Raw genomic sequence first — 22,505 nt, 5'->3', positions numbered from 1 at the left:
GAAACAAGGAGATAGAGCGTTTCTGCGACTCCGCTTAAACCGCAGACGCTCTAACGCATGTTGCGCAAAGGTGCGCAGCGGTTTTGCGATAACGACAGCGCAAAAACAAAAGATCAAAGCTTATGAAATAAAAGAAGCCCGGTTCGAAAGGACCGGGCTTTTTCTCTGGCTTCTATCACATACCTGGACGGGCAAAGTCGCCGCTCTTCGGATCCATCACCCAGAGCTCGCCGGTCGAAATGTCGAACCAGGCGCCGTGAAGCTGGAGCTTGCCCTTCGATTCGAGAATCTGGACGCAGGGGAAGGTGCGAAGATTGGCGATCGAGTTGCGGATGGAAACCCGCTCCAGAGCGCGCTGCCGCTCGGCCTGGGTCATCACGTCATTGCTCTGGATCTGTTCGGCGGACGGTTTCAAGAGGTGCATCCAGCGACCGATGAAGTCACCCGGCGACAGGGGCTCGGCGTCCAGGTCAAGCGCCGCCTTGATGCCGCCGCAGCGTCCGTGGCCCATGACGACGATGTCGCTGACACGCAGAGACTGGACGGCAAATTCCAGAGCTGCCGACGTCGAGTGGTAGTGTCCGTCCGGCTCGTAGGGCGGCATGAGATTGGCGACGTTGCGCACGACGAAGAGCTCGCCCGGGCCGCTGTCGAAGATCGTCTCGGGCGCTGCCCGGGAGTCACAACAGGCAATGACCATGGTCTTGGGCTTCTGCCCGCTATCCGCCAATGTCTTGTAACGCTGCTGCTGTTCGCTGAAGCGACCACTCATGAAGTTATGATAGCCGTTCAGAAGGTGGTCTGGAAAACGCTGCATATCCATCGGTTACCCCGCTGCTGTCGAGAGTTCAATCCACCAAGCCATCCGACGGCGTGCCGTGAACAGCTTCTTCTATTTCCGCCGCATCTGGCTCGGATGCAGCAAGCGCCGCATCTGCACCATCGCCATCGGCGTCGAGAGACTGGACGCATCCTGTTCGAGCGTCAGTTCATCGGCGCCGCGCTTGACCGTGCGCGCGATAATTTCGAACACGCTGGCTGTCGCCATCTGAAGCGCGCGCTCCTCGGAGAGGCCTTCCAGCAGCCGCGCCAGGAACACCGCCGCCAGCAGATCGCCCGTGCCGTTCGGCGGGTTCTCGATCAGCCGGTGTTCGGCGAGCAGCGCATGGTTGCCGGAGAGATAGAGATTTCCCGTCCCGCCCTTCATCATCGGAATCGCCGACGTGACCAGCATGCGCGAGGGACCAAGCCCCAGCGCCGCGTCAAGGATTGCCGCATTGGTCTCGAGCGTCGCGCCGGCAAGCCAGGCCAGTTCGAACCGGTTGGGCGTGGCGAGACTTGCAAGCGGCAACAGCCGGTCGCGGATGGTAATCGCCGTCGCTTCGGGCACGTAGAGCCCTTCGGCATCACCGATCACCGGGTCGCAGGCATAGACGAGATCAGGATTGCGGGCGCGCAAGGCGGTCACCAGCCGGGCAACGCCCTCTGCCTGGCTCGCCGAGCCGAGATAGCCTGACAGGACTGCCCGGACCTCGCCGGCCCAGGGCGCCTGAGCCAGATCGTCGATCACCGACTGGAATTCCGCGTCCGGTATCGTGATGCGCGTCGAATGGCCATGGCCGGGATGCCAGGGCAGAATGACGGTCGGCAGAGCCCAGACGGGATGGCCAAGCGTCTCCAAGGCAAAGACAACCGCCCGATTGCCGACGGTGCCGCGAACCACGTGACTAGAAATGACGATGACGGCACCAGGCAAGGAGGGCATTTCGGGCATCGGCCAGTCCAATCCTTCGATTTGAACTCTGATCACCGACTGTCACCGCCATGTCAACAGGCTATGGCAGACAGGTTCCGCACGAGCCGCTGGCGTTTTCGTGCTTTTTCATCGAAATTCGAGCAATTTTCGCCAATCTGCCTTCGATTTAAATGGATTTGAGCTGTTTTCACGTGAGATTCTCCGATTCTCGGCTCGTTTTTGCCGAAATCGTCATAAAAAGCGGTCGCCATTAGCCAAGGTTCTGATAGGGTCTAGCCTATCATGAATGGGAGAAACTTCATGGGCGTGAAATACAATCCGAAGCGGGACAGACACATCGACGCAGCGAAGGCGGCCGCCATCAAACTGGGCACCGACGCGCTGGCGCCCGAGATCCTCTTCGGCGGGGCCAGCAACGACGACCTCGATCTTTATTCGGCGGACATGCTGGCACTGACGGCGGCCCATGCGAGAAGCGAACTCGCACGCTGGGACGGCGGCAAACCTCAAGTGTCGGTTGAAACCGTGGCCGGCGTTGCGCCTGGCGGCACCGAGGTTTCGATCATTGCCGTCACCGAACACAACATGCCGTTCCTCTTTGATTCGGTCATGGGCGAGGTGACGACCACGCACCGCGATATCCATCTCGCGATCCATCCCATTCTGGTCCAGGAACCGGGCAAGCCCGCCAAGCCGTTCGATCCGGACGAGCCGAGCGATCCGGCACACCGGATCAGCCACATCCAGATCCACCTGAGCAAGTTGACGCCGGTCGAGGCGCAATCGCTCAGCAACCGTATCCGCGATGTGCTCGAACAGGTTCATCAGGCCGTGCACGACTGGCCGGCGATGACGACGCTGCTCGATCACGCGATGAAGGAACTCGAGGACTACAACGCCTCGCGCAAGAAGAGCGACCGCGACGAAGCGCTGGCCTTCCTTCGCTGGCTCAGGGACAACAACTTCACCTTCCTCGGCATGCGCGAATACACCTATTCGGGCAAGGGCGGGAAGGCGACGGTCGAGCGCGGCAAGGGCAGGGGCCTCGGCATCCTTTCCAATCCCGATGTGCGCGTGCTGCGCCAGGGCAAGGACGCAGTTCTGACCACGCCGGAGATTCTGGCCTTCCTCGAAAGCCCGGATTTCCTGATCGTCACCAAGGCCAATGTGAAGTCGGTCGTGCACCGCCGCGCCTATATGGACTACATCGGCGTCAAGCGTTTCGATGCCGACGGCAATGTCGCCGGCGAGCTGCGCATCGTCGGCCTGTTCACCTCCTCGGCCTATACCCGTCAGGCCGCGGAAATCCCGCTGCTGCGCCACAAGATCGAGAAGATCGTCGATCATTTCGGCTACGATCCGCAGAGCCATTCCGGCAAGATGCTGGACAACACGCTCGAATCCTACCCGCGCGACGATCTCTTCCAGATCGACGTCGGCCTGCTCGCCGCCTTCTGCGAACAGATCAACGAGCTCGGCGACCGTCCGCGCATCCGCGTTCTGCCACGCATCGACCATTTCGACCGCTTCGTTTCGGTCATCGTCTTCGTACCGCGCGAGCAATATGATTCCGACGTTCGCGAGAAGATCGGGGACTATCTGAAGACGGCTTATGACGGTCGTGTTTCGGCCTACTACCCGGCCTTCCCCGAGGGCGGTCTGGCGCGCGTGCACTTCATCATCGGCCGGACCAGCGGCAAGACGCCGCGCATCCCCCAGGCCAAGCTCGAGGAGGCCGTGCGAGGCATCGTCACGCGCTGGATCGATCGCTTCGACCTGCTTGCCCGCAAGGATGGCATCGAGCTCAGCGTTGGCGAAGCCTACCAGGCGGCCTTTGCACCGGCCGAAGCCTATGCCGATCTCGCCGATATCGCCGCCTGCAAGGCGGAAGATCCGATCCGGATCTCGTTCTACCACTACAACCGCCCGGTCAATCGTCCTGATACGGCCGAGCTGAAGATCTTCCACGCCGGCGAACCCGTATCGCTTTCGCGCCGCGTGCCGCTGCTCGAAAATCTCGGCTTCCGGGTCATCAGCGAGCAGACCTACGACCTCAACGTCGGCAAGCATGGCGAGGACCAGCATCGCGTCGTGCTGCACGACATGGAGTTGATCCATCGCGACGGCCATGCGCTCAATCTCGACAAGTCGGGTGCGGCGCTCGAGGAAGCCTTCCTCGCCGCCTGGAACGGCACGATCGAGGATGATAACTTCAACAGGCTGATCCTGCTCGCCGGCTTGAACGCCCGCGAAGTGACGGTGCTGCGTGCCTATGCCCGCTACCTCCGCCAGGCCGGCATCACCTATTCGCAGGGCTATATCGCCGACACGCTGAACAAATATCCGGCGATTGCCGCCGATATCTTCAAGCTGTTCGTCACCCGCATGGACCCGGCGATCGAGGAGAAGCCGCGTGCCAAGAAGTGCAACGCCCTGATCGCATCGATCGAGACCGCACTGTCGGCGGTACCGAGCCTCGACGAGGACCGGATCCTGCGCCGCTACGTCAACGCCATCGAGGCGACGCTCCGCACCAATTACTTCCAGAAGGATGCCGACGGAAAGCCGCGTGCGGTCCTTGCCGTCAAGCTCGATCCCAAGCAGCTCGAAGGCTTGCCCGAGCCGCGTCCGTTCCGCGAAATCTTCGTCTACGGCACCGAAGTCGAAGGCGTGCATCTGCGTTTCGGCAAGGTCGCCCGTGGCGGTCTTCGCTGGTCCGACCGCGCACAGGACTACCGCACCGAAGTACTGGGCCTGGTGAAGGCACAGCAGGTCAAGAACGCCGTCATCGTGCCCGTTGGCGCCAAGGGTGGCTTCTACCCGAAGCAGCTGCCGGTTGGCGGCAACCGCGACGAGGTGTTCAAGGCCGGAACCGAAGCCTACAAGACCTTCATCCGCACGATGCTGTCGGTCACCGACAACATTGTCGGCCAGGATGTCGTGCCGCCGGCCGACACGCTGCGCCGCGACGGTGACGATCCCTACTTCGTCGTTGCCGCCGACAAGGGCACGGCGACCTTCTCGGACACGGCCAACGGCCTGGCCCAGGAAGCAGGCTTCTGGCTCGATGACGCGTTCGCCTCAGGCGGATCGGCCGGCTACGACCACAAGAAGATGGGCATCACCGCCCGTGGCGCCTGGGAGACCGCCAAGCGGCACTTCCGCGAGATGGACATCGACATCCAGACCACTCCCTTCACCGTCGCCGGCGTCGGCGACATGTCGGGCGACGTCTTCGGCAACGGCATGCTGCTTTCGGAAAAGATCCGTCTGCTCGCGGCCTTCGACCATCGCGACATCTTCATCGATCCGAATCCGGATACGGATGTTTCCTTCGCCGAACGCAAGCGCATGTTCGCCCTGCCACGTTCGAGCTGGCAGGACTATGATCGCAAGACGCTCTCCGAAGGCGGGATGATCATTTCCCGCGCCGAAAAGTCGGTGACGCTGACACCGGAAGCCATGGCGGCGATCTGCATCGACAAGCAGAAGGCCACGCCGTTCGAGATCATGAACGCGATCCTGAAGAGCCAGGTCGATCTTCTCTGGTTCGGCGGCATCGGCACCTATGTGCGCGGCAGCAACGAGACGGATGCCGAGGTTGGCGACCGCGCCAACGACGCGATCCGTGTGGTCGCCGAAGAGGTCCGCGCCCGTGTCATCGGCGAGGGCGCAAACCTCGGCGTGACCCAGAAGGGCCGTATCGGCTTCGGCCTCAATGGCGGTCGCTGCAACTCCGACGCCATCGACAACTCGGCGGGCGTCAACTCGTCCGACGTCGAGGTCAACATCAAGATCGCGCTGGCCTCGGCGATGCGCGACGGTCGCCTGACCCGGCCGAAGCGCAACACGCTGCTGGCGTCGATGACCGAGGAAGTCGGCCATCTCGTACTGCGCAACAACTACGAGCAGTCGCTGGCAATCTCGCTCACCGAACTGCAGGGTACCGGAAACCGCACGACGCTCGGCCGCCTGATGACGCGACTCGAAGCCGACGGCCACCTCAACCGCAAGGTTGAGACGCTGCCGACCGACCAGGTCATGACCGAGCGCTATCAGGCCGGCAAGCCGCTGACACGCGCGGAGATCGGCGTCCTCCTGTCCTACTCGAAGCTGGTGCTGTTCGACGAGCTGATCGCCAGCGAGCTTCCCGACGACCCGTATTTCACGGCGACCCTGGAACGCTACTTCCCCGGCAAGATGCGCAAGACTTATGCCGGCGACATCCACGGCCACCGGCTGCGCCGCGAGATCATCGCGACGGTGCTGGCCAACGAAACCATCAATCGCGGCGGCCCCGCTTTCGTCTCGACCTTGACGGATGCCACCGGCTTCCTCTCGGCAGACGTCGTCAAGGCGGCTGTTTTGGCACTCGATGGCTTCGACCTGCCGCGGATCTATGACGAGATCGATGCCCTGGACAATCGCATCAGCGGCGCCCTCCAGAATGCGCTCTACCAGGAAGTCGGGCGCATCTTCACGCTCGTGACGGAGCGGGCCCTGCGCACCCATGCGGCAACGGGTTCGGTTTCGGAAGCCGTGACGCGCCTGCGCGACGGGCTGCAGAAGCTGCGCAGCACCATGCGCACCGCGATTTCAGGCGAAACCGCCGACGAAGCTCGGGTAAAGACCGCAGCCTTCGTCGAGGGCGGCGTGCCGGAGAAACTGGCGGATGAGATCCTGGAACTGGCGCTGATGACCCTCGTGCCCGAAATCATGCAGATATCAGCTGAAACCGGCGAGACGCTGAGCCGCACGGCACAGGGTTATTTTGCCGTCACCGAAACGCTGCGGATCAACCGCCTGCTGGCGGCAGCCGACCGCGTACCGGCAACCGAGCAGTTCGAGGCAATGGCGCTGTCGCGCGCGATCTCGGACATTGCCGGCGCCAGACGCGACATCACCGCAGCGGCGCTGCGCGAGCAGAAGAGCGAGCGCAATCCCGTCCAGGCCTGGCAGGAAAACGACCGCGAACGCGTTTCACGCGCGGGCGGCCAGCTGACGCTCCTGACTGAGAAGGGCGAGACCACGCTTGCCAAGATCACGGTTGCCGCGGGTCTGCTCAACGACCTTGCACGCGGCAGGGTGAAATGACACAGTCCGCCCCGGACTACAGCGCCGGGCGTCTTATTAGACGCGCAAAGGTCGCTGTAGCAGTTTGAATTGCTGCATGGTTTAATCCTTAAATCGAATAGGATTTAAGGAAACATGCAGTAGCGCAAGATCGGGCCGGGGATGCTCCGTCAACCCGGTCTCGATGAGCGAGATATGACGATCTTTCTGCGCCGCGCGTTCATTAGAACGCACGGCGCAGTCATTTCCGGGAGGGGTAATTGGCGATTTCGGCGGACAGGGCTGCAGACAAGCCGGGAACGACCCGTCTCGGCATTGCCGGATGGATGCTGTTCGACTGGGCGGCCCAACCGTTCTTCACGGTGATCACCACCTTCATCTTCGGCCCCTACTTCGTTTCCCGGCTGACTGAGGATCATGCTATCGGCCAGGCGATGTGGGGCTATACGCTCACCATTTCCGGCATCATCATCGCCATTCTCTCCCCGGTTCTCGGCTCGATCGCCGACGCCACCGGACCGCGCAAGCCGTGGATCGGCTTTTTCGCCATCATCAAGATCGTATCGCTGGCGATGCTCTGGTTTGCCGCCCCCGGCTCACCGATCATCTACGCCGTCATCTTCATGGTGCTGGCCACCGTCGCTGCCGAATTCTCGATCGTGTTCAATGATTCGATGATGACGCGACTTGTGGACGAGAAGGACATCGGCCGCATTTCCAACATCGCCTGGGGCCTCGGCTATCTCGGCGGGATGATCGTGCTCATCGCTGTCGTGGCGCTTCTTGCCGGAAATCCGGAAACCGGCAAGACCGCTCTCGGCATCGATCCGCTGTTTGGGCTCGATCCGGCAAAGGGCGAGGACGCGCGCATCACCGGGCCGATATCGGCGCTCTGGTACCTCGTGTTCATCATTCCGATGTTCCTGTTCACGCCGGATGCGACCAAGGCGACCATGTCGCTTGCAGGGGCGACCCGAACGGGACTGCGCGAACTGAAAGGCACACTCGGCGAACTCAGGCAAAGGCGCGGCATCCTGCGCTTCCTCATCGCCCGCATGATCTTTCAGGATGGGGTCAATGGCCTGCTGGCACTGGGCGGCACCTTCGCCGCCGCCATGTTCGCCTGGCAAACCATGGAACTCGGCATCTATGGCATCATCCTCAACGTCGTTGCCATCGGTGGCTGCCTCTATGCAAGCAAGCTCGATGCCCGGCTCGGTTCAAAGACCATCGTGATCGCCAGCCTGGTCTGCCTGATCATTGCCACGCTTGGCATCGTCTCGACAGGACCGGGCTTCACCTTCTTCGGTCTGCTTCCCCTGCCGACGGACGATTCGGGCGGCATCTTCGGCACTGCAGCCGAGAAGGCCTATATCGTCTACGGCCTGCTCGTCGGTATCGCCTTCGGGCCGGTTCAGGCGTCGTCGCGCTCCTATCTGGCGCGCAGCGTCAGCCTGGACGAAGCAGGGCGCTACTTTGGTCTCTATGCACTTTCCGGCCGTGCGACGTCGTTTCTTGCGCCCGCGTCGGTCGCCACGATCACGCTCATGACCGGCTCCGCCCGCATCGGCATGATGGCGCTCGTCGTCTTCCTCGTCCTCGGTTTTCTGATCCTGCTGCGCACGCCTTATCCGGCGAATGCCGGACATACGAAAGCCGCCGCGTCCTGGGGACGCGACGGCTCTGAGGAATAAAACTCGGACTTTACTACAGCGCCGTGCGTCTTATTAACGCGCAAAGGTCGCTGTAGCACTTTGAATTGCTGCATGTTTTTATCCTTAAATCGAATAGGATTTATGGAAACATGCAGTAGCAACTGAAAATGCAACCGATCCGGTTTAGTGGCGGAAGTGGCGCATACCGGTGAAGACCATCGCAACGCCATGCTCGTCGGCCGCGGCAATCACTTCCTCGTCGCGCATCGAACCACCGGGCTGGATCACCGCCGTGGCACCGGCAGCGATCGCCGACAGCAAGCCATCGGCAAACGGCAGGAAAGCCTCGGAGGCGACGGCCGAGCCGCGCGTCAACGGCGTTGCGAGGCCGAGCGCCTTGGCGGCTTCTTCGGCCTTGATCGCGGCGATGCGGGCCGAATCGACCCGGCTCATCTGCCCGGCGCCGATGCCTGCGGTCTGGCCATCCTTGGCATAGACGACGGCGTTCGACTTGACGTGTTTTGCCACCTTGAAGGCAAACTTCATGTCTTCCAGTTCCTGCGCCGTCGGTGCACGCTTGGTCACCACCTTCAGCTCCAGGTCTTCGACCATGCCGTTGTCGCGGGTCTGGACGAGAAGGCCGCCGGATACGGTCTTGGCGGAAAGGCCGGGGATGCGCGGATCCGGCAGGGCGCCCGTGGTCAAGAGCCGCAGGTTCGGCTTGCGGGCGATGACGGCCTTGGCCTCATCGCTGACCTCAGGCGCGATGATCACTTCGGTAAAGAGCTTGACGATCGCTTCGGCCGTTTCCGCATCGAGCATCTGGTTGAGCGCGATGATGCCGCCAAAAGCTGAGGTGGAATCGCAGGCAAGCGCGCGTCGATAAGCTTCGACCAGCGTCGGGGCCGTGGCCACGCCGCAAGGATTGGCATGCTTGATGATCGCCACGGCCGGGGCTTTTTCCGGCAGGAACTCGGCGACGAGTTCGAAGGCGGCATCGGTGTCGTTGATGTTGTTGTAGGAAAGCTGCTTGCCCTGCAGCAGCTTAGCTGTGGCAACGCCCGGACGGTTCTCGCCGGTGACGTAGAAGCCCGCCTTCTGGTGCGGATTCTCACCGTAGCGCATCTCCTCCTTCAAGACGCCGCCGAGAACGCGGTGGCGCGGCATCGGCGTGTCGAGCGCCTCGGCAAACCAGTTGGAAATGGCTGCGTCATAGGCGGCCGTGCGGGCATAGGCCTTGGCCGCCATCTTCTGGCGGAAGGCATAGGTCGTCGCGCCTGCTGCAAGTTCTTCGAGCAGGACCGGATAGTCGGCCGGATCGGTGACAATTGTGACATAGGCGTGGTTCTTGGCGGATGCGCGGATCATCGCCGGGCCGCCGATATCGATGTTCTCGACCGTCGTCGGATAATCGCCGCCCTGCGCGCGAACCTCCTCGAAGGGATAGAGATTGATCACCGCCAGATCGATCGCGGTGATGCCATGTGCCGACATCGCCGCCTGATGCTCGGCATCGTCGCGGATTGCCAGCAGGCCGCCATGCACGCCCGGGTGAAGGGTTTTGACCCGGCCATCCATAACCTCGGGAAAGCCGGTGAGTTCGGCGACGTCGCTGACTGGCAACCCCGCCTGCGACAGTGCCTTGTGGGTGCCGCCGGTCGAAACCAGACGTACGCCTTTTTCATGCAGCGCACGGGCAAGCTCGACGACACCGGTCTTGTCGGACACGGAAAGAAGAGCGGTCCGGACTGGAACCTCGTTCGGGGCGGGAATTTTCTTGGAGGCGACAGCCATCAACCATGCTCCTTTGGCGGCGCCGGACGCCCGGGAGGATGCTCCGGCGATTGGGATGGCTGCCCGTTAGCATAGCTTGCCGGCCGAAGAAACCTCGGCAGGCCAACATCCTAAAATAAGGGGCGCAGTTGGCCTCAGTTCGTGCGCGAGAAGGTCCATTGGATCTCCGGCTGCCTGGCAACGGCGAAGGTCACCGTCAGCTGCGACGAGGCGCGAATGCCCGAGGGATCGGCAAAGAAGATGTCTTCCTCGACCGCCAGCTCGCCGTCCTGGCAGGCAAACAGCCAGATTTCACCATCGGGCGCGGTCAGATAGATCTCGCGGCCGTTGTTCTGGCGAATAGTGACGGCCGGGTGGATATGGAAGCGGGCGACTGCCACGGCCAGGTTCGTTTCATCAGGATCGCTGCCGTCGGCGCGCGAAAGCCGGTCACGCCCACGGATCATCCGGCCGCCGTTCAGCACGCCGATGTCGCGCTCGTGCAGGAGCCCAAAGGACGAGAGATAACCGTCATGGTTTGCCATGACGGATTCCTGGCGGCCCGGTTCGTCCTTGCGCTCGACGACGACGCGCGAGACGCCGCTGGTGATGATCGGGCCCAGAAACCGTGACTGCGAGAAGCGTGAGGAGGACGTGTCGTTGACGGTCACGGTGGAGTGGGCGGCGGTCATCCGTGCCATCTGGCGGAATCGTTCGCCGGCAAATTTCGGCGCGCCCGAATTGATCACGAAACGCGTCTTGCCCGAGGACATTTCGAACGAGAGGCAGCCGGCATGGGCGCTACGCGACAGGTCGACTGAAAGCGGCCGGCCGGTATCGACGATGACCACGGTGTTTTCGATCGACAGGCGCTCGTAATGCGCGAGAGGCAGCGAGCGGAATGGCTCGCCGGCGGTTTCATCATAGCGCAGCACCGAGGCAAGCTCATGCGCCAGCACCGAGGTCGCGCCGTTGAAAAGCGCCAGTTCGCCGCCCTGGTGGCGGAAGAAGCGCAGTGCCGGATACATACGATCGATGCAAGGGATCAGGCGCGACGGCACGTCATGCCCCAGATTGACATAGGTCTGGCGCAGCGGCAGCAGGTCGAGCAGCAACTCAAGCCCGGCCCGCGGGCTGCGCGAAAAGTGGCTGCCGTCGGCGAGAATCTGCCGATCAAGCTCGAAATCGAGATGGCGCGACGCCTTGCGGATCGCCGACGGCGTCGACGGCATCGAAACCGATGCCATGGCAAGCGCCATCCGCACACGCAGGCGAGCCTCGCCATCCCTGACCGTTTCGGCAATGTGACGGAGATAACGAACCTGGAAGGCCAGGCTTTTCAGGAAGCGGCGATAAAAGCCGTGCTCGGCATTGCGCAGGACCACCGGCGAATGCGAGAGCCATGCGATGATGCGCTGGGCGATGACGTCGGCATCCCAGGCAATGCCTCCGAAATTGCGGCCGTGGGTGGCAATCCAGTCGTCAACGATCTGCCGCAGGCGCACGAAGCCGGCATCCTCGCGGATCGCCCGCAGATGCCTGAGCCAGCCGAACGAATGCAGGCGGGTGGCAAATTCCAGCGACGGCAGGTCGATCTCGAAGGGCGATTCGCCCTCGGTGTCGAGCACCCGCCCAGCCAGCGGAAAGCGACCCTCGAGGATCTCCTCGGCAACGAAGGGATCGACGGCTCTGAGGTCCGTCGGCGCAACGATCAGGCGGCCGGGCGTCGATCCGGTAAAGCGCAGCGACGAGACGCGGCCGACCGAAAGTCGCCGCGACACGCGGCGCCAACCTTCGCGCGCATACAGATAAGAAAGCCTTCGCCTGCCGGAAAACACCATCAACGCCCGTCGATTTCCTTAATCCTGAAGCAAGCCGTTCGAGACGAACGAACGGCTGCATCGGCTTCGCGCCAGTATCACTCGCGCAGGGTTGCCCGAAAATCCCTATTCGATCTCCGGTACGCACGATGCGCCGTTTCAAAATGTCAGAGCGTTCTTCTCTGTCCGAAAGGACGCGCGGCGCTCCGCGTGAACTCTGGATGGTGCCGGAAAGATCATTAAACTTTTATCAATTTTATCGTCTTTGATAGGCTCATGGCCTTAAAGCGTCAAATGACGCGCCAAAACAGCCCGTGGCCGAGCCTTTCCGAAGAACGAATCGACTTTTCCAGACTTATTTGCGGCGAATCACGGCGGCGTAGAATCCGTCGAGTCCACCGGCAAAGGGTGGATCGAGCGGGAACATCGATGGCGTGGTGCGCACTTCGCCGAGCGGGGTGATCGCATCTTCAAGGCCCTGCCAATTCTCAGCCAGAACCGGCACCCGCTCATAATCATCGCCGGCTGCGACCACCCGGTCGACCACTTCCTCGCCTTCGCGTGGGTCAAGCGAGCAATTGGAGAACACGACGATGCCGCCCGGCTTGACCACCGTCAGCGCGTGGCGCAGCAGGCGCTCCTGAAGCAGCGCAAGCTTCTCGATGTCCTCCGGACCCTTGGTCCAAAGCACATCCGGGTGACGGCGGGTCGTTCCGGTCGACGAACAGGGGGCATCGAGCAAGGCGGCATCGAAAAGTTCGTCCGGCCGAAAGTCGGCCATGTTGGTCTCTTTCATCTGCGCTTCCAGGCCCAATCGCTCGAGATTGCCCTTCAGACGCCTCAGCCGGCTCGACGACTGATCAAGCGCCGTCACCTCGGCACCGGCGAGGATAAGCTGCGCCGTCTTACCACCGGGTGCCGCGCAGAGATCGACGACGGTCTTCCCGGCAATCGACCCGAAAAGACGGGCAGGGATGGATGCGGCCGCATCCTGAACCCACCACTCGCCATCGGAGAATCCGGCTAAGGAGGGGATAGAGCCCGAGAATTCTGCAAGGCGGACTGAGCCTGTCGGCAGCACCGTACCGCCGAGCCGCTCGGCCCAGGCATCCGGATCCGACTTGACAGTCAGATCGATCGCCGCTGGGGTCAGTTGCGCTTCGGCGATGAGATCGGCCTGTTCGCGTCCATAACGCTCGACCAGCCTGTCGAAGAACCAGTCCGGCATCGCAGGAACGGTTCGCAGATTTTCCAGGATCGTGTCCTTCTCGCGCGACAGGCGGCGAAGGATGGCATTGACCAGATTGGCAAACCGGCGGTTTCGCGGATCGGCCTGCGCCTGCTCGACGGCAAGATCGACGGCGGAATGATCAGGAACGTCGAGATAGAGGATCTGCGCGGCAGCCACTGCGAGCACATGGTCGAGAGCGCGCGCGCCTTCCGGAAGCGGCGTCTGCAGCATCGAGCCGATTGCCGCCTGGATGCGCGGCAGATGACGCAATGCCGAATTGAGAATGGCGCGCACCAGCGCCCGGTCGGCCTCGCTCAGTTCGCGGTAGGCCGGATTTCCGTGCTCATGATCGAGCATGCCATCGAGCGAGGTCTTGCGATCGACGACCGCCCCGAGAATCTTGGCCGCTGCCTGTCGCGTGCGCAGTCCGGGCTTCTCCGGACCGCGCTGCTCTTGCGCAGGCCTCTTCGACTTTGCCGGCTCCTTGCGCGAGCGGTTTTGTTTCGGACGTGAATCGTTGTTGTTTTCGGCAGACATCAGGACCAGGGACCTTTCGGCGGTTCGGAACCACCGCGACCCCAACCGGTAGAGGGAACAGAGCGCGATTTGCGCACCGGATTATCAGCCCGAACCGGCGGCGTCGACCCCATGGACATCTCCTGCGCCATCTGTTGCAGGGCCGCAATCCGGTTTTCAGTGTTCGGATGGGTCGAAAACAGGTTGTCCATGCGCTCGCCTGAGAGCGGATTGATGATGAACATATGCGCGGTTGCCGGGTTGCGCTCGGCATCGTCATTGTGAATCCGATGGGCAGCACCAGCGATCTTCTGCAGCGCCGAGGCGAGAGCCAGGGGCTTGCCACAGATTTCGGCGCCACGGCGATCGGCGGAATATTCCCGGGTACGGCTGATCGCCATCTGCACCAGCATGGCCGCCATCGGCGCGACGATCATTGCAATCAGCACCCCGACAAAACCGAGCGGGTTGTTGTTGTTTTCGCGATTGCCGCCAAACAGGAAGGCGAAGTTGCCCAGCATCGAAATGGCGCCGGCAAGCGTGGCTGTCAGCGTCATTGTCAGGGTATCGCGGTTCTGGACGTGCGCCAGTTCATGCGCCATGACGCCGGCGACCTCGTCGTAGGAGAGCGCGTTGAGCAGTCCGGTCGAGGCGGCAACGGCGGCGTTCTGCGGGTTGCGTCCGGTTGCAAAGGCGTTCGGCTGCGGGTTGTCGATGACATAGACCCGCGGCATCGGCAGGCCGGCATTCTCAGCGAGATCGCGCACGATGCCGTAATATTCCGGGGCGCTGCGTTCATCGACCTCCTGCGCACGGTACATGCGCAGCACCATGCGGTCGGAATACCAGTACGAGAAGAAATTCATACCGGCGGCGATGACGAACGCAATCATCATGCCGCCACGTCCACCAATGGCGAAGCCAACCGCCATGAACAGGGCGGTCATCACTGCAAGCAGCATGGCGGTGCGAACGAGGTTCATGAAGAGGCTCCGGGTCGTCGACGTTTCACGTGAATCAGGGTTTCCGTTCGGACAACGGCGCCTTATATGATGGGTGCAAATGCCCCGTTCTTCAATACAGATGCACGAATCCGGATACTGGCGAGATGCAGAACGACAACGACAATGCCCCCGACCGCCCGAAAAAGCCGCTGCCTGCCGCGGCCATGCGCGCGCTGAAGGAAGCGGAGGAGCGTCGGCAGGCTGAAGCGGAGAAGGTTATGCCGACAGAAATCGGCGGCCGCGGCGGCGCCGACCCGGCACGCTTCGGCGACTGGGAAATCAAGGGTAGGGCGATCGATTTCTGAGAATGCTCTCAGACGGGTTTGAAGCGAAGGAACATTTCCTTCTTTGGGATCGTCCGAAAACAACCGTGGGTCATATCGATCTCCTGCTGCCGCCCGGGAACTCCGCTTACCGTCAATCGGAATCCGGCTCACAAACGCCCGTCGATGACCCAGTCGTCTATTCAGTCCACCGCCTCGGTACGAAACATCATACAAAAAAGGGCGGCTCGAAGCCGCCCTTTTTACCGTGCGTTGCTGTTAAGCCTTGTTCTGCCGGTTGGCGATCAGGTCTTCCACAACAGCCGGATCGGCAAGCGTTGAGGTGTCACCAAGCGCACCGAAATCGTCTTCCGCGATCTTGCGCAGGATGCGGCGCATGATCTTGCCCGAGCGGGTCTTCGGCAGGCCGGGGGCAAACTGGATCTTGTCTGGCGTCGCGATCGGGCCGATTTCCGAGCGGACGTGCTTTACCAGCGCCTGACGCAGATCGTCATTGCCGACCTCACCCGCCATCAGCGAGACGTAGCAGTAGATGCCCTGTCCCTTGATCGGGTGCGGATAGCCGACGACGGCTGCCTCGGACACCAGATGGTGCGAGACAAGCGCCGATTCGACTTCGGCCGTGCCCAGCCGGTGTCCGGAGACGTTGAGCACGTCGTCGACGCGGCCGGTGATCCAATAGTAGCCATCCTCGTCGCGACGGCAGCCGTCACCCGTAAAATACTTGCCCTTGTAGGTGGCGAAGTAGGTCTGGCCGAAGCGTGCATGATCGCCATAGATCGTGCGCATCTGGCCGGGCCAGCTGTCGGTGATGCAGAGGTTGCCGTCGGCAGGTCCTTCGAGCACGTTGCCTTCGTTGTCGACCAGCTGCGGCTGGACGCCGAAGAAGGGCCGCGTCGCCGATCCGGGCTTGAGATCGGTCGCGCCCGGCAGCGGCGTGATCAGGATGCCGCCGGTTTCCGTCTGCCACCAGGTGTCGACGATCGGCGATTTCTGATCGCCAACGACGTTGTAGTACCATTCCCAGGCTTCCGGGTTGATCGGTTCGCCGACCGAACCGAGCAGGCGCAGCGACGAGCGCGAGGCGCGCTTGACGAAATCGTCGCCGGCGCCCATCAGCGAGCGGATTGCCGTCGGCGCGGTGTAGAAGACGTTGACCTTGTGCTTGTCGATGACTTCCCAGAAGCGGCCTGCGTCGGGGAAGTTCGGAACGCCCTCGAACATCACGGTGGTCGCCGCGTTGGCGAGCGGTCCGTAGACGATGTAGGAATGGCCGGTCACCCAGCCGACATCCGCCGTGCACCAATAGATATCGCCGTCGCGATAGTCGAACACGTATTCATGGGTCATCGAGGCATAGACGAGGTAGCCGCCGGTGGTGTGCAGCACGCCCTTCGGCTTGCCGGTCGAGCCCGAGGTGTAGAGGATGAACAACGGGTCTTCCGCCTTCATCTTCGCCGGCTCGCAATGCGGCTTCACGGTCGCAGTTTCCTGGTGGTACCAGAGGTCGCGGCCCGGCGCCCAGCCGATCTTGCCGCCGGTGCGGCGCACGACCAGCACCTTGTTGACGATCACGTGCTGCTTGGCGGCGATGTCGATCGCGGTGTCGGTATTTTCCTTCAGCGGCACCGGCTTGCCACCGCGCACGCCCTCGTCACAGGTGATGACGAAGGTGGATTCGCAGTCGACGATGCGGCCGGCGAGCGCGTCCGGCGAGAAGCCGCCGAACACGACCGAATGAATGGCGCCGATGCGCGCGCAGGCAAGCATCGCGTAGGATGCTTCCGGGATCATCGGCATGTAGATGGTGACGCGGTCGCCCTTCTTGACGCCATGCTTCTTCAGGACGTTGGCAAGCCGACAAACCTGCTCGTAGAGCTGGTTGTAGGTGATCTTCTTGTCGATATAGGGGTTGTCGCCTTCCCAGATGATCGCCGTCTTTTCGCCGTGCGTCTTCAGGTGGCGGTCGATGCAATTGTAGGAGACGTTGGTGAGGCCGTCCTCGTACCACTTGATCGAGACCTTGCCCTTGAAAGAGGTGTTCTTGACCTTGGTATAGGGCTTGAACCAGTCGATCCGTTTGCCGTGTTTGCCCCAGAACTTGGCCGGGTCCTCGACACTTTCCTCATACCACTTCAGATAGGTCGCGTTATCGAGCAGCGTCCGGCTCTTGGCAGACTTCAACACCGGATAGATCTTGGCGGACATTCGTTCCTCCCTGCGCATTCCTGTCTGAGGTCCCTCCCGGGGACCCCGCCTCGGCGACGAGTCATAGCAGGTCAAAGCCGCGCCGCAATTAGACAAAAGGACATTTGGAACTGGAGAATTGCAATTTTGAGACAACGACGCTATAGAGGCGCTCAATTCCCGGAAATCAGTGGTAGACTCCACGGCCCGCGACACCGGCGCGGCGGACAAAAGGACTATATCCATGGCTCAGCAACTGCTTATGCCCAAGGCAACAGCCGTCTGGCTCGTCGACAATACGGCATTGTCGTTCGAACAGATTGCAACGTTTTGCAAGCTGCATCCGCTCGAAGTGAAGGCGATCGCAGACGGTGAATCGGCACAGGGCATCAAGGGTCTAGATCCAATCGCAACCGGACAGCTGTCGCGCGACGAGATCGCCCGCGCCGAGGCAAATCCGAACCACAAGCTCAAGCTTTCGGAGCCGAAAGTCCGTGTTCCCGACTCCAAGCGCAAGGGCCCGCGCTACACGCCGGTCTCCAAGCGCCAGGATCGCCCGAATGCCATTCTCTGGCTGGTTCGCAACCATCCCGAGCTGAAGGACGCGCAGATTTCCCGCCTCGTCGGCACCACGAAGTCGACGATCGAGCAGATTCGCGAGCGCACCCACTGGAACTCGACGAACCTGACGCCGATGGATCCGGTAACGCTTGGCCTGTGCTCGCAGATCGATCTCGACCTTGAAGTCGAACGCGCCGCCAAGGGCCGTCCGCTGCCGACAGCCGCCGAGCTCGGCGCGACGCTCGAAGCAGCCCAGGAAACAGAAAAGCTCAACTTCAGCTACGAGCGCGAAGAAGAGAAGGAAATCGATGCGGATGCCGTCTTCGCCAAGCTCAAGTCGCTGAAGTCGGATCGCAAGGACGAGGACGAAGACGATCAATATTGATCGACTTGTCATGACCTGACGAAAGCCCGGATCGCTCGATCCGGGCTTTTTTGTTTGCCAGATTCAGTAGGCCGAACCGGACTGGTCCTTCAGATTGTGGCGCTCGGTCCCCTTGAGCGGTGGATTGAAGACACTGACGAGGATGAGATCCTCATTTTTTCCTCCCCGCAGGAAATGTTTGTCGTGCTGATCGAGCACGTAGATGTCGCCCTGACGAATCGGAAAGACATTGCCCTGCATATCCTCCACCTCGCCCTGGCCGGCGATGCAGTAGCAAGCCTCAAGATGGTTGCGGTACTCCAGCAATGAGACCGTATTGGCGCGAACGACGGTGTGGCAAACGGTAAAACCCATGCCATCTTTTTCCGTCAGCAGTCGGTGGCTGGTGCCGCTCCCCCATTCGACGAAATGATCGGTGGCCTCGATATCCTGCAGGCTGCGCACGAACATGTGCTATATCCTCCTATGAGAAATTCTTACATGACGAAGACCGGAATGCGTTCTCGTGATGTTGAAATCCTTATCCCACGGGACTTTTCGATAGAAAAACAACGATTTCTCAAGAGGTGGTTGAGGAGAATTTGCAGATGCTTCCGCCACTCGGCATGCTTCGCGCATTCGAGGCCGCCGCCCGGCTCGCCAGCTTTTCACGTGCCGCGGACGAGCTGCATGTCACACACGCTGCAGTTAGCCATCAGATAAGGCTGCTCGAGGAATGGTTCGGCCGGCCGTTGTTCCGGCGGGAAAAGCGCGGCGTCGGTCTCCTTCCTGACGCCGAGCGGTTGGCCGACGCCTTGACATCGTGTTTTGCGCGCATCGCGATCGAAACAGAAATGCTGCGCGCCAACGCCAAATCATCGATCACCGTCGCTTGCATCCCATCGATCGCCACGCGCTGGCTGATACCGGCGCTCAGCGATTTCCTCGAACGGCACCCGGACGTCGATGTAAAGGTAATCTACGCGATGGCCGAGCAGAGGCTGCGGGAGACGGGTTGCGACGTGCTCATCACGCTCGGTGCGGACCTATCCGTCGGGACGCAATGCGACCGGCTGTTTTCGCGTGCGAACCGCCCGGTCGCCAGCCCTCGTTACATCGAGCGCAAAGGCGCGCTCGACACACCAGAGGCAATCACCACCGCCGACCTGCTTCACGACGAGACGATCGCGCGGTGGCAAGAATGGTTTGCGACAGCCGGCCTGCCCATGGCTCGACCGCCGCGCCGCGGTCCGGTTTTCCAGGATTTCAACCTGCTGGCGACGGCCGTGATCGCCGGCCATGGCGTGGCGCTCTGCCCGGTCGAAGTCTTTCGCCGCGAGATCGAGCACGGCGATCTCATCGTCCTCTCGCCGATCGCCACACTTGAAGACGAGAGTTACTACCTCATCACCAAGAACCTGCGCAGCAAACCGGTGGCGGCCTTCAGCACGTGGTTCAGTTCCGTCGTTCGAATCTGAGGCATGCTCCTGCATGTTTCCTTAAATCCTATTCGATTTAAGGATAAAAACATGCAGCCATTCAAAGTGCTACAGCGACCTTTGCGCGTCTAATAAGACGCGCGGCGCTGTAGAATGCACGATCAGATGCCGATACCCTTGGAATGAAGCACCGCGGCAATCTCATCGAGGATCGCTGGGTCGTCGATTGTCGCCGGCATTTTCCACGGTTGGCGATCGGCGATCTTCTGGATCGTCGCGCGCAGGATCTTGCCGGATCGGGTTTTCGGCAGCCGCTTGACGCACATCGCCACGCGGAAGGCGGCCACCGGCCCGATGCGATCACGCACGAGGCTGATGACCTCCCGTTCGATCTCGGATGTTTCACGGGAAACATTCGAGTTGATGACCAGAAAGCCGGCGGGGATCTGACCCTTCAGCGCGTCGGCGATGCCGATGACGGCACATTCCGCCACATCCGGATGGCTGGCGCACACTTCCTCCATGGCGCCCGTCGACAACCGGTGACCGGCGACATTGATGATGTCGTCGGTGCGCGCCATGATGAAGACATAGCCGTCATCGTCGAGGTAGCCGGCATCGGCCGTCTTGTAGTAGCCGGGAAACTCCTCGAGATAGGCCGCGCGAAACCGATGGTCGGCATTCCAGAGTGTCGGCAGACACCCTGGAGGCAAAGGCAGTTTGACCACGACGTTGCCCAGCGTGCCCGCTTCGACCGGATGACCGGCGTCGTCGAGGATCTGGACATCGTAGCCGGGTAACGGAACAGCCGGTGATCCGTATTTGACAGGCAGGAGTCCGAGTCCGAGCGGATTGCCGGCAACAGGCCAGCCCGTTTCCGTCTGCCACCAATGGTCGATGATCGGCACACCGAGCGCCCTTTCCGCCCAGCAGATCGTGTCGGGGTCGGCCCGTTCACCGGCCAGAAACAACGCACGAAACCGAGAAAGATCATGGTTCGTCACCAGCGACGCATCCGGATCCTCCTTGCGAATGGCGCGCAGCGCCGTCGGAGCGGTGAACATGACGGCCACGCCGTGTTCCGCGATAATCCGCCAGTAGGTTCCGGGATCCGGCGTGCCGACGGGCTTGCCTTCGAACAGGATCGAGGTGTTGCCGTTGAGAAGCGGCCCATAGACGATGAACGAATGCCCGACGACCCAGCCGATGTCGGACGCCGCCCAGAAGACCTCACCGGGCTGAACGCCGAAGAAATTCTGCATCGACCATTTGAGCGCAACCATGTGGCCGCCATTGTCGCGCACCACGCCCTTCGGCTGGCCTGTGGTGCCGGAGGTATAGAGCACGTAAAGCGGATCGGTGGATGCCACCGGCGTGCAACCGGCCTCGTCGCCCGCATCCTTTGCCGCCGCAAGCGCTGTGGCATAGTCGATATCGCGCACCGGCGTCATATCCGCCTGCAGCATCTCGCGCTGATAGACAAGGCAATGCGCCGGTTTGTGTTCGGCGATCGTCAGCGCCGCATCGAGCAGCGGCTTGTAGGCGACCGTGCGACCGGGCTCGATGCCGCAGCTGGCCGACACGATGAGCTTGGCCCGGCAATCGTCGATGCGAACGGCGAGTTCGTTGGCGGCGAAGCCGCCAAACACCACCGAATGCACCGCGCCGATGCGCGCGGCGGCAAGCATCGCCACCGCCGCCTGCGGGATCATCGGCATATAGATGATGATGCGATCGCCTTTGTCGACGCCGAGCTTGCGGTAGACGGCGGCCAGCGCCTTGACGTCGTCGAGCAACGCTCCATAGGAGATGCGCTCGATGCTAGACGTGACCGGGCTGTCGTAGATGAAGGCGATCTGCTCGCCACGACCGGCTTCGACATGCCGGTCCAGGCAATTGTAGCAGCTGTTGGTCAGCCCGCCGGGAAACCAGTGGCCATAAATGCCCCCTTCAGCCTCGAAGGCGCGCTCCGGCCTCTCGAACCAGTCGATCGCCTCTGCCGCCTCAGACCAGAACCCCTCCGGATCCGTCTTCCACGCGCCGTACACTTCGGAATAGCGGCTCGCCATATCCGTTCTCCTCCCAATGCATGCCGGGCGATGCCCGGCCTCCTCGTGCACAAGGATAGGCTAATGAGAACGAAGGTGAACCCCGACGAAAGCGTAATGCGACGTTTTGGCCGTCAGCGTGATCCGAAAATTGCCGAACCGACGCGCACGCTGGTCGCGCCGAACTGGACCGCCGTTTCGAAATCTCCGGACATGCCCATCGACAGCCTGTCGAGCATGCACGCGCCGGCTAGTTTCGCCAACAGCGCAAAATGCGGACCGGGGTTCTCGTCGACAGGCGGAATGCACATCAGACCCTCGATAACCATATCCAGTTCCTCGCGGCAGAAGGTCACGAACGCGATGGTTTCTGCAGGCGCAATTCCGGCCTTCTGCGGTTCCAGACCGGTGTTGACCTGGACATAGAGACGAAGCGTCCTGTCCTGGCGCTTCATTTCCGCCGAGATCGCCCGGGCAATTTTCTCACGATCGACGGTCTCGATGACATCAAACAGGGCAACGGCTTCTGCCGCCTTGTTGGACTGCAGCGGCCCGATCAGATGCAGCGCCAGATCGGGGCTTTCGCCCTTCAGCAGCGGCCATTTGCCCTGTGCTTCCTGCACGCGGTTTTCGCCGAACACGCGTTGGCCGGCCTCGATCACCGGACGGATCGCGTCAGCGTCGAATGTCTTGGAAACGGCAACGAGGCTGACGGCATTCTTTGGGCGCTTTGCCGCCCTTTCCGCCGTGTGAATCCGGCTCACGACATCCTGTAACCGCTCTTGAACTTCCAT

15 protein-coding genes are annotated in these 22,505 nt (G+C 61.8%); 5 read left to right on the top strand and 10 right to left on the bottom strand.

Annotated features, from left to right (window positions below):
* Positions 1 to 175: 175 nt before the first annotated feature.
* Both IB264_RS26980 and pdxY read right to left on the bottom strand, forming a co-directional pair.
* Positions 176 to 823, bottom strand: a complete 648-nt coding sequence (locus IB264_RS26980; protein WP_025425278.1) for a carbonic anhydrase — start codon at positions 821 to 823, stop codon at positions 176 to 178.
* A 69-nt stretch (positions 824 to 892) separates the two neighbouring features.
* Positions 893 to 1,774, bottom strand: coding sequence for a pyridoxal kinase PdxY (gene pdxY / locus IB264_RS26975; RefSeq protein WP_025425279.1), 882 nt, complete (start codon positions 1,772 to 1,774; stop codon positions 893 to 895).
* A gap of 282 nt (positions 1,775 to 2,056) precedes the next feature.
* Between pdxY and IB264_RS26970 the strand changes: the two genes are divergently transcribed.
* Both IB264_RS26970 and IB264_RS26965 read left to right on the top strand, forming a co-directional pair.
* A complete protein-coding gene (locus tag IB264_RS26970; RefSeq protein WP_025425280.1) occupies positions 2,057 to 6,850 on the top strand; it encodes an NAD-glutamate dehydrogenase in 4,794 nt (1,597 codons plus the stop codon).
* A gap of 239 nt (positions 6,851 to 7,089) precedes the next feature.
* Entirely contained in the window at positions 7,090 to 8,523 is a 1,434-nt protein-coding gene (locus tag IB264_RS26965) for an MFS transporter (RefSeq protein WP_025425281.1), read from the top strand.
* Between the two features lie 144 nt (positions 8,524 to 8,667).
* On the opposite strand, the gene purH is transcribed toward IB264_RS26965, so the two are convergent.
* From purH to htpX, 4 genes are all read right to left on the bottom strand, one after another.
* A complete protein-coding gene (gene purH, locus IB264_RS26960; RefSeq protein WP_025425282.1) occupies positions 8,668 to 10,278 on the bottom strand; it encodes a bifunctional phosphoribosylaminoimidazolecarboxamide formyltransferase/IMP cyclohydrolase in 1,611 nt (536 codons plus the stop codon).
* A 134-nt stretch (positions 10,279 to 10,412) separates the two neighbouring features.
* Positions 10,413 to 12,098 (bottom strand): heparinase II/III family protein, encoded by a 1,686-nt coding sequence (locus IB264_RS26955; RefSeq protein ID WP_025425283.1) that lies wholly within the window; start codon positions 12,096 to 12,098, stop codon positions 10,413 to 10,415.
* Positions 12,099 to 12,432: 334 nt separating this feature from the next.
* On the bottom strand, positions 12,433 to 13,845 hold the full coding sequence (locus IB264_RS26950; protein ID WP_025425284.1) for an RsmB/NOP family class I SAM-dependent RNA methyltransferase: 1,413 nt from the start codon (positions 13,843 to 13,845) through the stop codon (positions 12,433 to 12,435).
* The gene (gene htpX / locus IB264_RS26945) at positions 13,845 to 14,807 is read right to left on the bottom strand and encodes a zinc metalloprotease HtpX (RefSeq protein WP_025425285.1); all 963 of its coding nucleotides are present in this window, start codon (positions 14,805 to 14,807) and stop codon (positions 13,845 to 13,847) included. Before htpX ends, IB264_RS26950 begins: the two co-directional genes overlap by 1 nt.
* A gap of 125 nt (positions 14,808 to 14,932) precedes the next feature.
* Between htpX and IB264_RS26940 the strand changes: the two genes are divergently transcribed.
* Positions 14,933 to 15,133 carry a DUF1674 domain-containing protein gene (locus IB264_RS26940; protein WP_038575773.1) on the top strand — a complete coding sequence of 67 codons (201 nt, stop codon included), beginning with the start codon at positions 14,933 to 14,935 and terminating at the stop codon, positions 15,131 to 15,133.
* A 237-nt stretch (positions 15,134 to 15,370) separates the two neighbouring features.
* On the opposite strand, the gene acs is transcribed toward IB264_RS26940, so the two are convergent.
* Entirely contained in the window at positions 15,371 to 17,320 is a 1,950-nt protein-coding gene (gene acs, locus IB264_RS26935; protein WP_025425286.1) for an acetate--CoA ligase, read from the bottom strand.
* A gap of 223 nt (positions 17,321 to 17,543) precedes the next feature.
* On the opposite strand from acs, the gene IB264_RS26930 reads away from it, so the two are divergent.
* Positions 17,544 to 18,245, top strand: a complete 702-nt coding sequence (locus IB264_RS26930) for a DUF1013 domain-containing protein (RefSeq protein WP_025425287.1) — start codon at positions 17,544 to 17,546, stop codon at positions 18,243 to 18,245.
* Between the two features lie 63 nt (positions 18,246 to 18,308).
* Here IB264_RS26930 and IB264_RS26925 read toward each other — a convergent pair whose 3' ends face one another.
* Complete coding sequence (locus IB264_RS26925; RefSeq protein ID WP_025425288.1) at positions 18,309 to 18,695, bottom strand: ectoine synthase; 387 nt, start codon at positions 18,693 to 18,695, stop codon at positions 18,309 to 18,311.
* Between the two features lie 137 nt (positions 18,696 to 18,832).
* Here IB264_RS26925 and IB264_RS26920 point away from each other — a divergent pair, with 137 nt between their 5' ends.
* Positions 18,833 to 19,702, top strand: a complete 870-nt coding sequence (locus IB264_RS26920; protein ID WP_025425289.1) for a LysR substrate-binding domain-containing protein — start codon at positions 18,833 to 18,835, stop codon at positions 19,700 to 19,702.
* Between the two features lie 122 nt (positions 19,703 to 19,824).
* On the opposite strand, the gene IB264_RS26915 is transcribed toward IB264_RS26920, so the two are convergent.
* Both IB264_RS26915 and IB264_RS26910 read right to left on the bottom strand, forming a co-directional pair.
* Positions 19,825 to 21,732 carry an AMP-binding protein gene (locus tag IB264_RS26915; protein ID WP_025425290.1) on the bottom strand — a complete coding sequence of 636 codons (1,908 nt, stop codon included), beginning with the start codon at positions 21,730 to 21,732 and terminating at the stop codon, positions 19,825 to 19,827.
* Positions 21,733 to 21,845: 113 nt separating this feature from the next.
* Positions 21,846 to 22,505, bottom strand: coding sequence for a YggS family pyridoxal phosphate-dependent enzyme (locus tag IB264_RS26910; RefSeq protein WP_025425291.1), 660 nt, complete (start codon positions 22,503 to 22,505; stop codon positions 21,846 to 21,848).

The organism is Ensifer sp. ENS11 (genome assembly GCF_014851895.1).
GTDB lineage: Bacteria > Pseudomonadota > Alphaproteobacteria > Rhizobiales > Rhizobiaceae > Ensifer > Ensifer canadensis.
This window is presented reverse-complemented; position numbering and strand designations above follow the sequence as displayed.

What these genes read in the sequence shown, in the direction of transcription:
- IB264_RS26980 (WP_025425278.1), bottom strand. Translation starts at nt 823, where the DNA reads ATGGATATGCAGCGTTTTCCAGACCACCTTCTGAACGGCTATCATAAC.
- pdxY (WP_025425279.1), bottom strand. Translation starts at nt 1,774, where the DNA reads ATGCCCGAAATGCCCTCCTTGCCTGGTGCCGTCATCGTCATTTCTAGT.
- IB264_RS26970 (WP_025425280.1), top strand. Translation starts at nt 2,057, where the DNA reads ATGGGCGTGAAATACAATCCGAAGCGGGACAGACACATCGACGCAGCG.
- purH (WP_025425282.1), bottom strand. Translation starts at nt 10,278, where the DNA reads ATGGCTGTCGCCTCCAAGAAAATTCCCGCCCCGAACGAGGTTCCAGTC.
- IB264_RS26955 (WP_025425283.1), bottom strand. Translation starts at nt 12,098, where the DNA reads ATGGTGTTTTCCGGCAGGCGAAGGCTTTCTTATCTGTATGCGCGCGAA.
- IB264_RS26950 (WP_025425284.1), bottom strand. Translation starts at nt 13,845, where the DNA reads ATGTCTGCCGAAAACAACAACGATTCACGTCCGAAACAAAACCGCTCG.
- htpX (WP_025425285.1), bottom strand. Translation starts at nt 14,807, where the DNA reads ATGAACCTCGTTCGCACCGCCATGCTGCTTGCAGTGATGACCGCCCTG.
- IB264_RS26940 (WP_038575773.1), top strand. Translation starts at nt 14,933, where the DNA reads ATGCAGAACGACAACGACAATGCCCCCGACCGCCCGAAAAAGCCGCTG.
- acs (WP_025425286.1), bottom strand. Translation starts at nt 17,320, where the DNA reads ATGTCCGCCAAGATCTATCCGGTGTTGAAGTCTGCCAAGAGCCGGACG.
- IB264_RS26930 (WP_025425287.1), top strand. Translation starts at nt 17,544, where the DNA reads ATGGCTCAGCAACTGCTTATGCCCAAGGCAACAGCCGTCTGGCTCGTC.
- IB264_RS26925 (WP_025425288.1), bottom strand. Translation starts at nt 18,695, where the DNA reads ATGTTCGTGCGCAGCCTGCAGGATATCGAGGCCACCGATCATTTCGTC.
- IB264_RS26920 (WP_025425289.1), top strand. Translation starts at nt 18,833, where the DNA reads ATGCTTCCGCCACTCGGCATGCTTCGCGCATTCGAGGCCGCCGCCCGG.
- IB264_RS26915 (WP_025425290.1), bottom strand. Translation starts at nt 21,732, where the DNA reads ATGGCGAGCCGCTATTCCGAAGTGTACGGCGCGTGGAAGACGGATCCG.
- IB264_RS26910 (WP_025425291.1), bottom strand. Translation starts at nt 22,505, where the DNA reads ATGGAAGTTCAAGAGCGGTTACAGGATGTCGTGAGCCGGATTCACACG.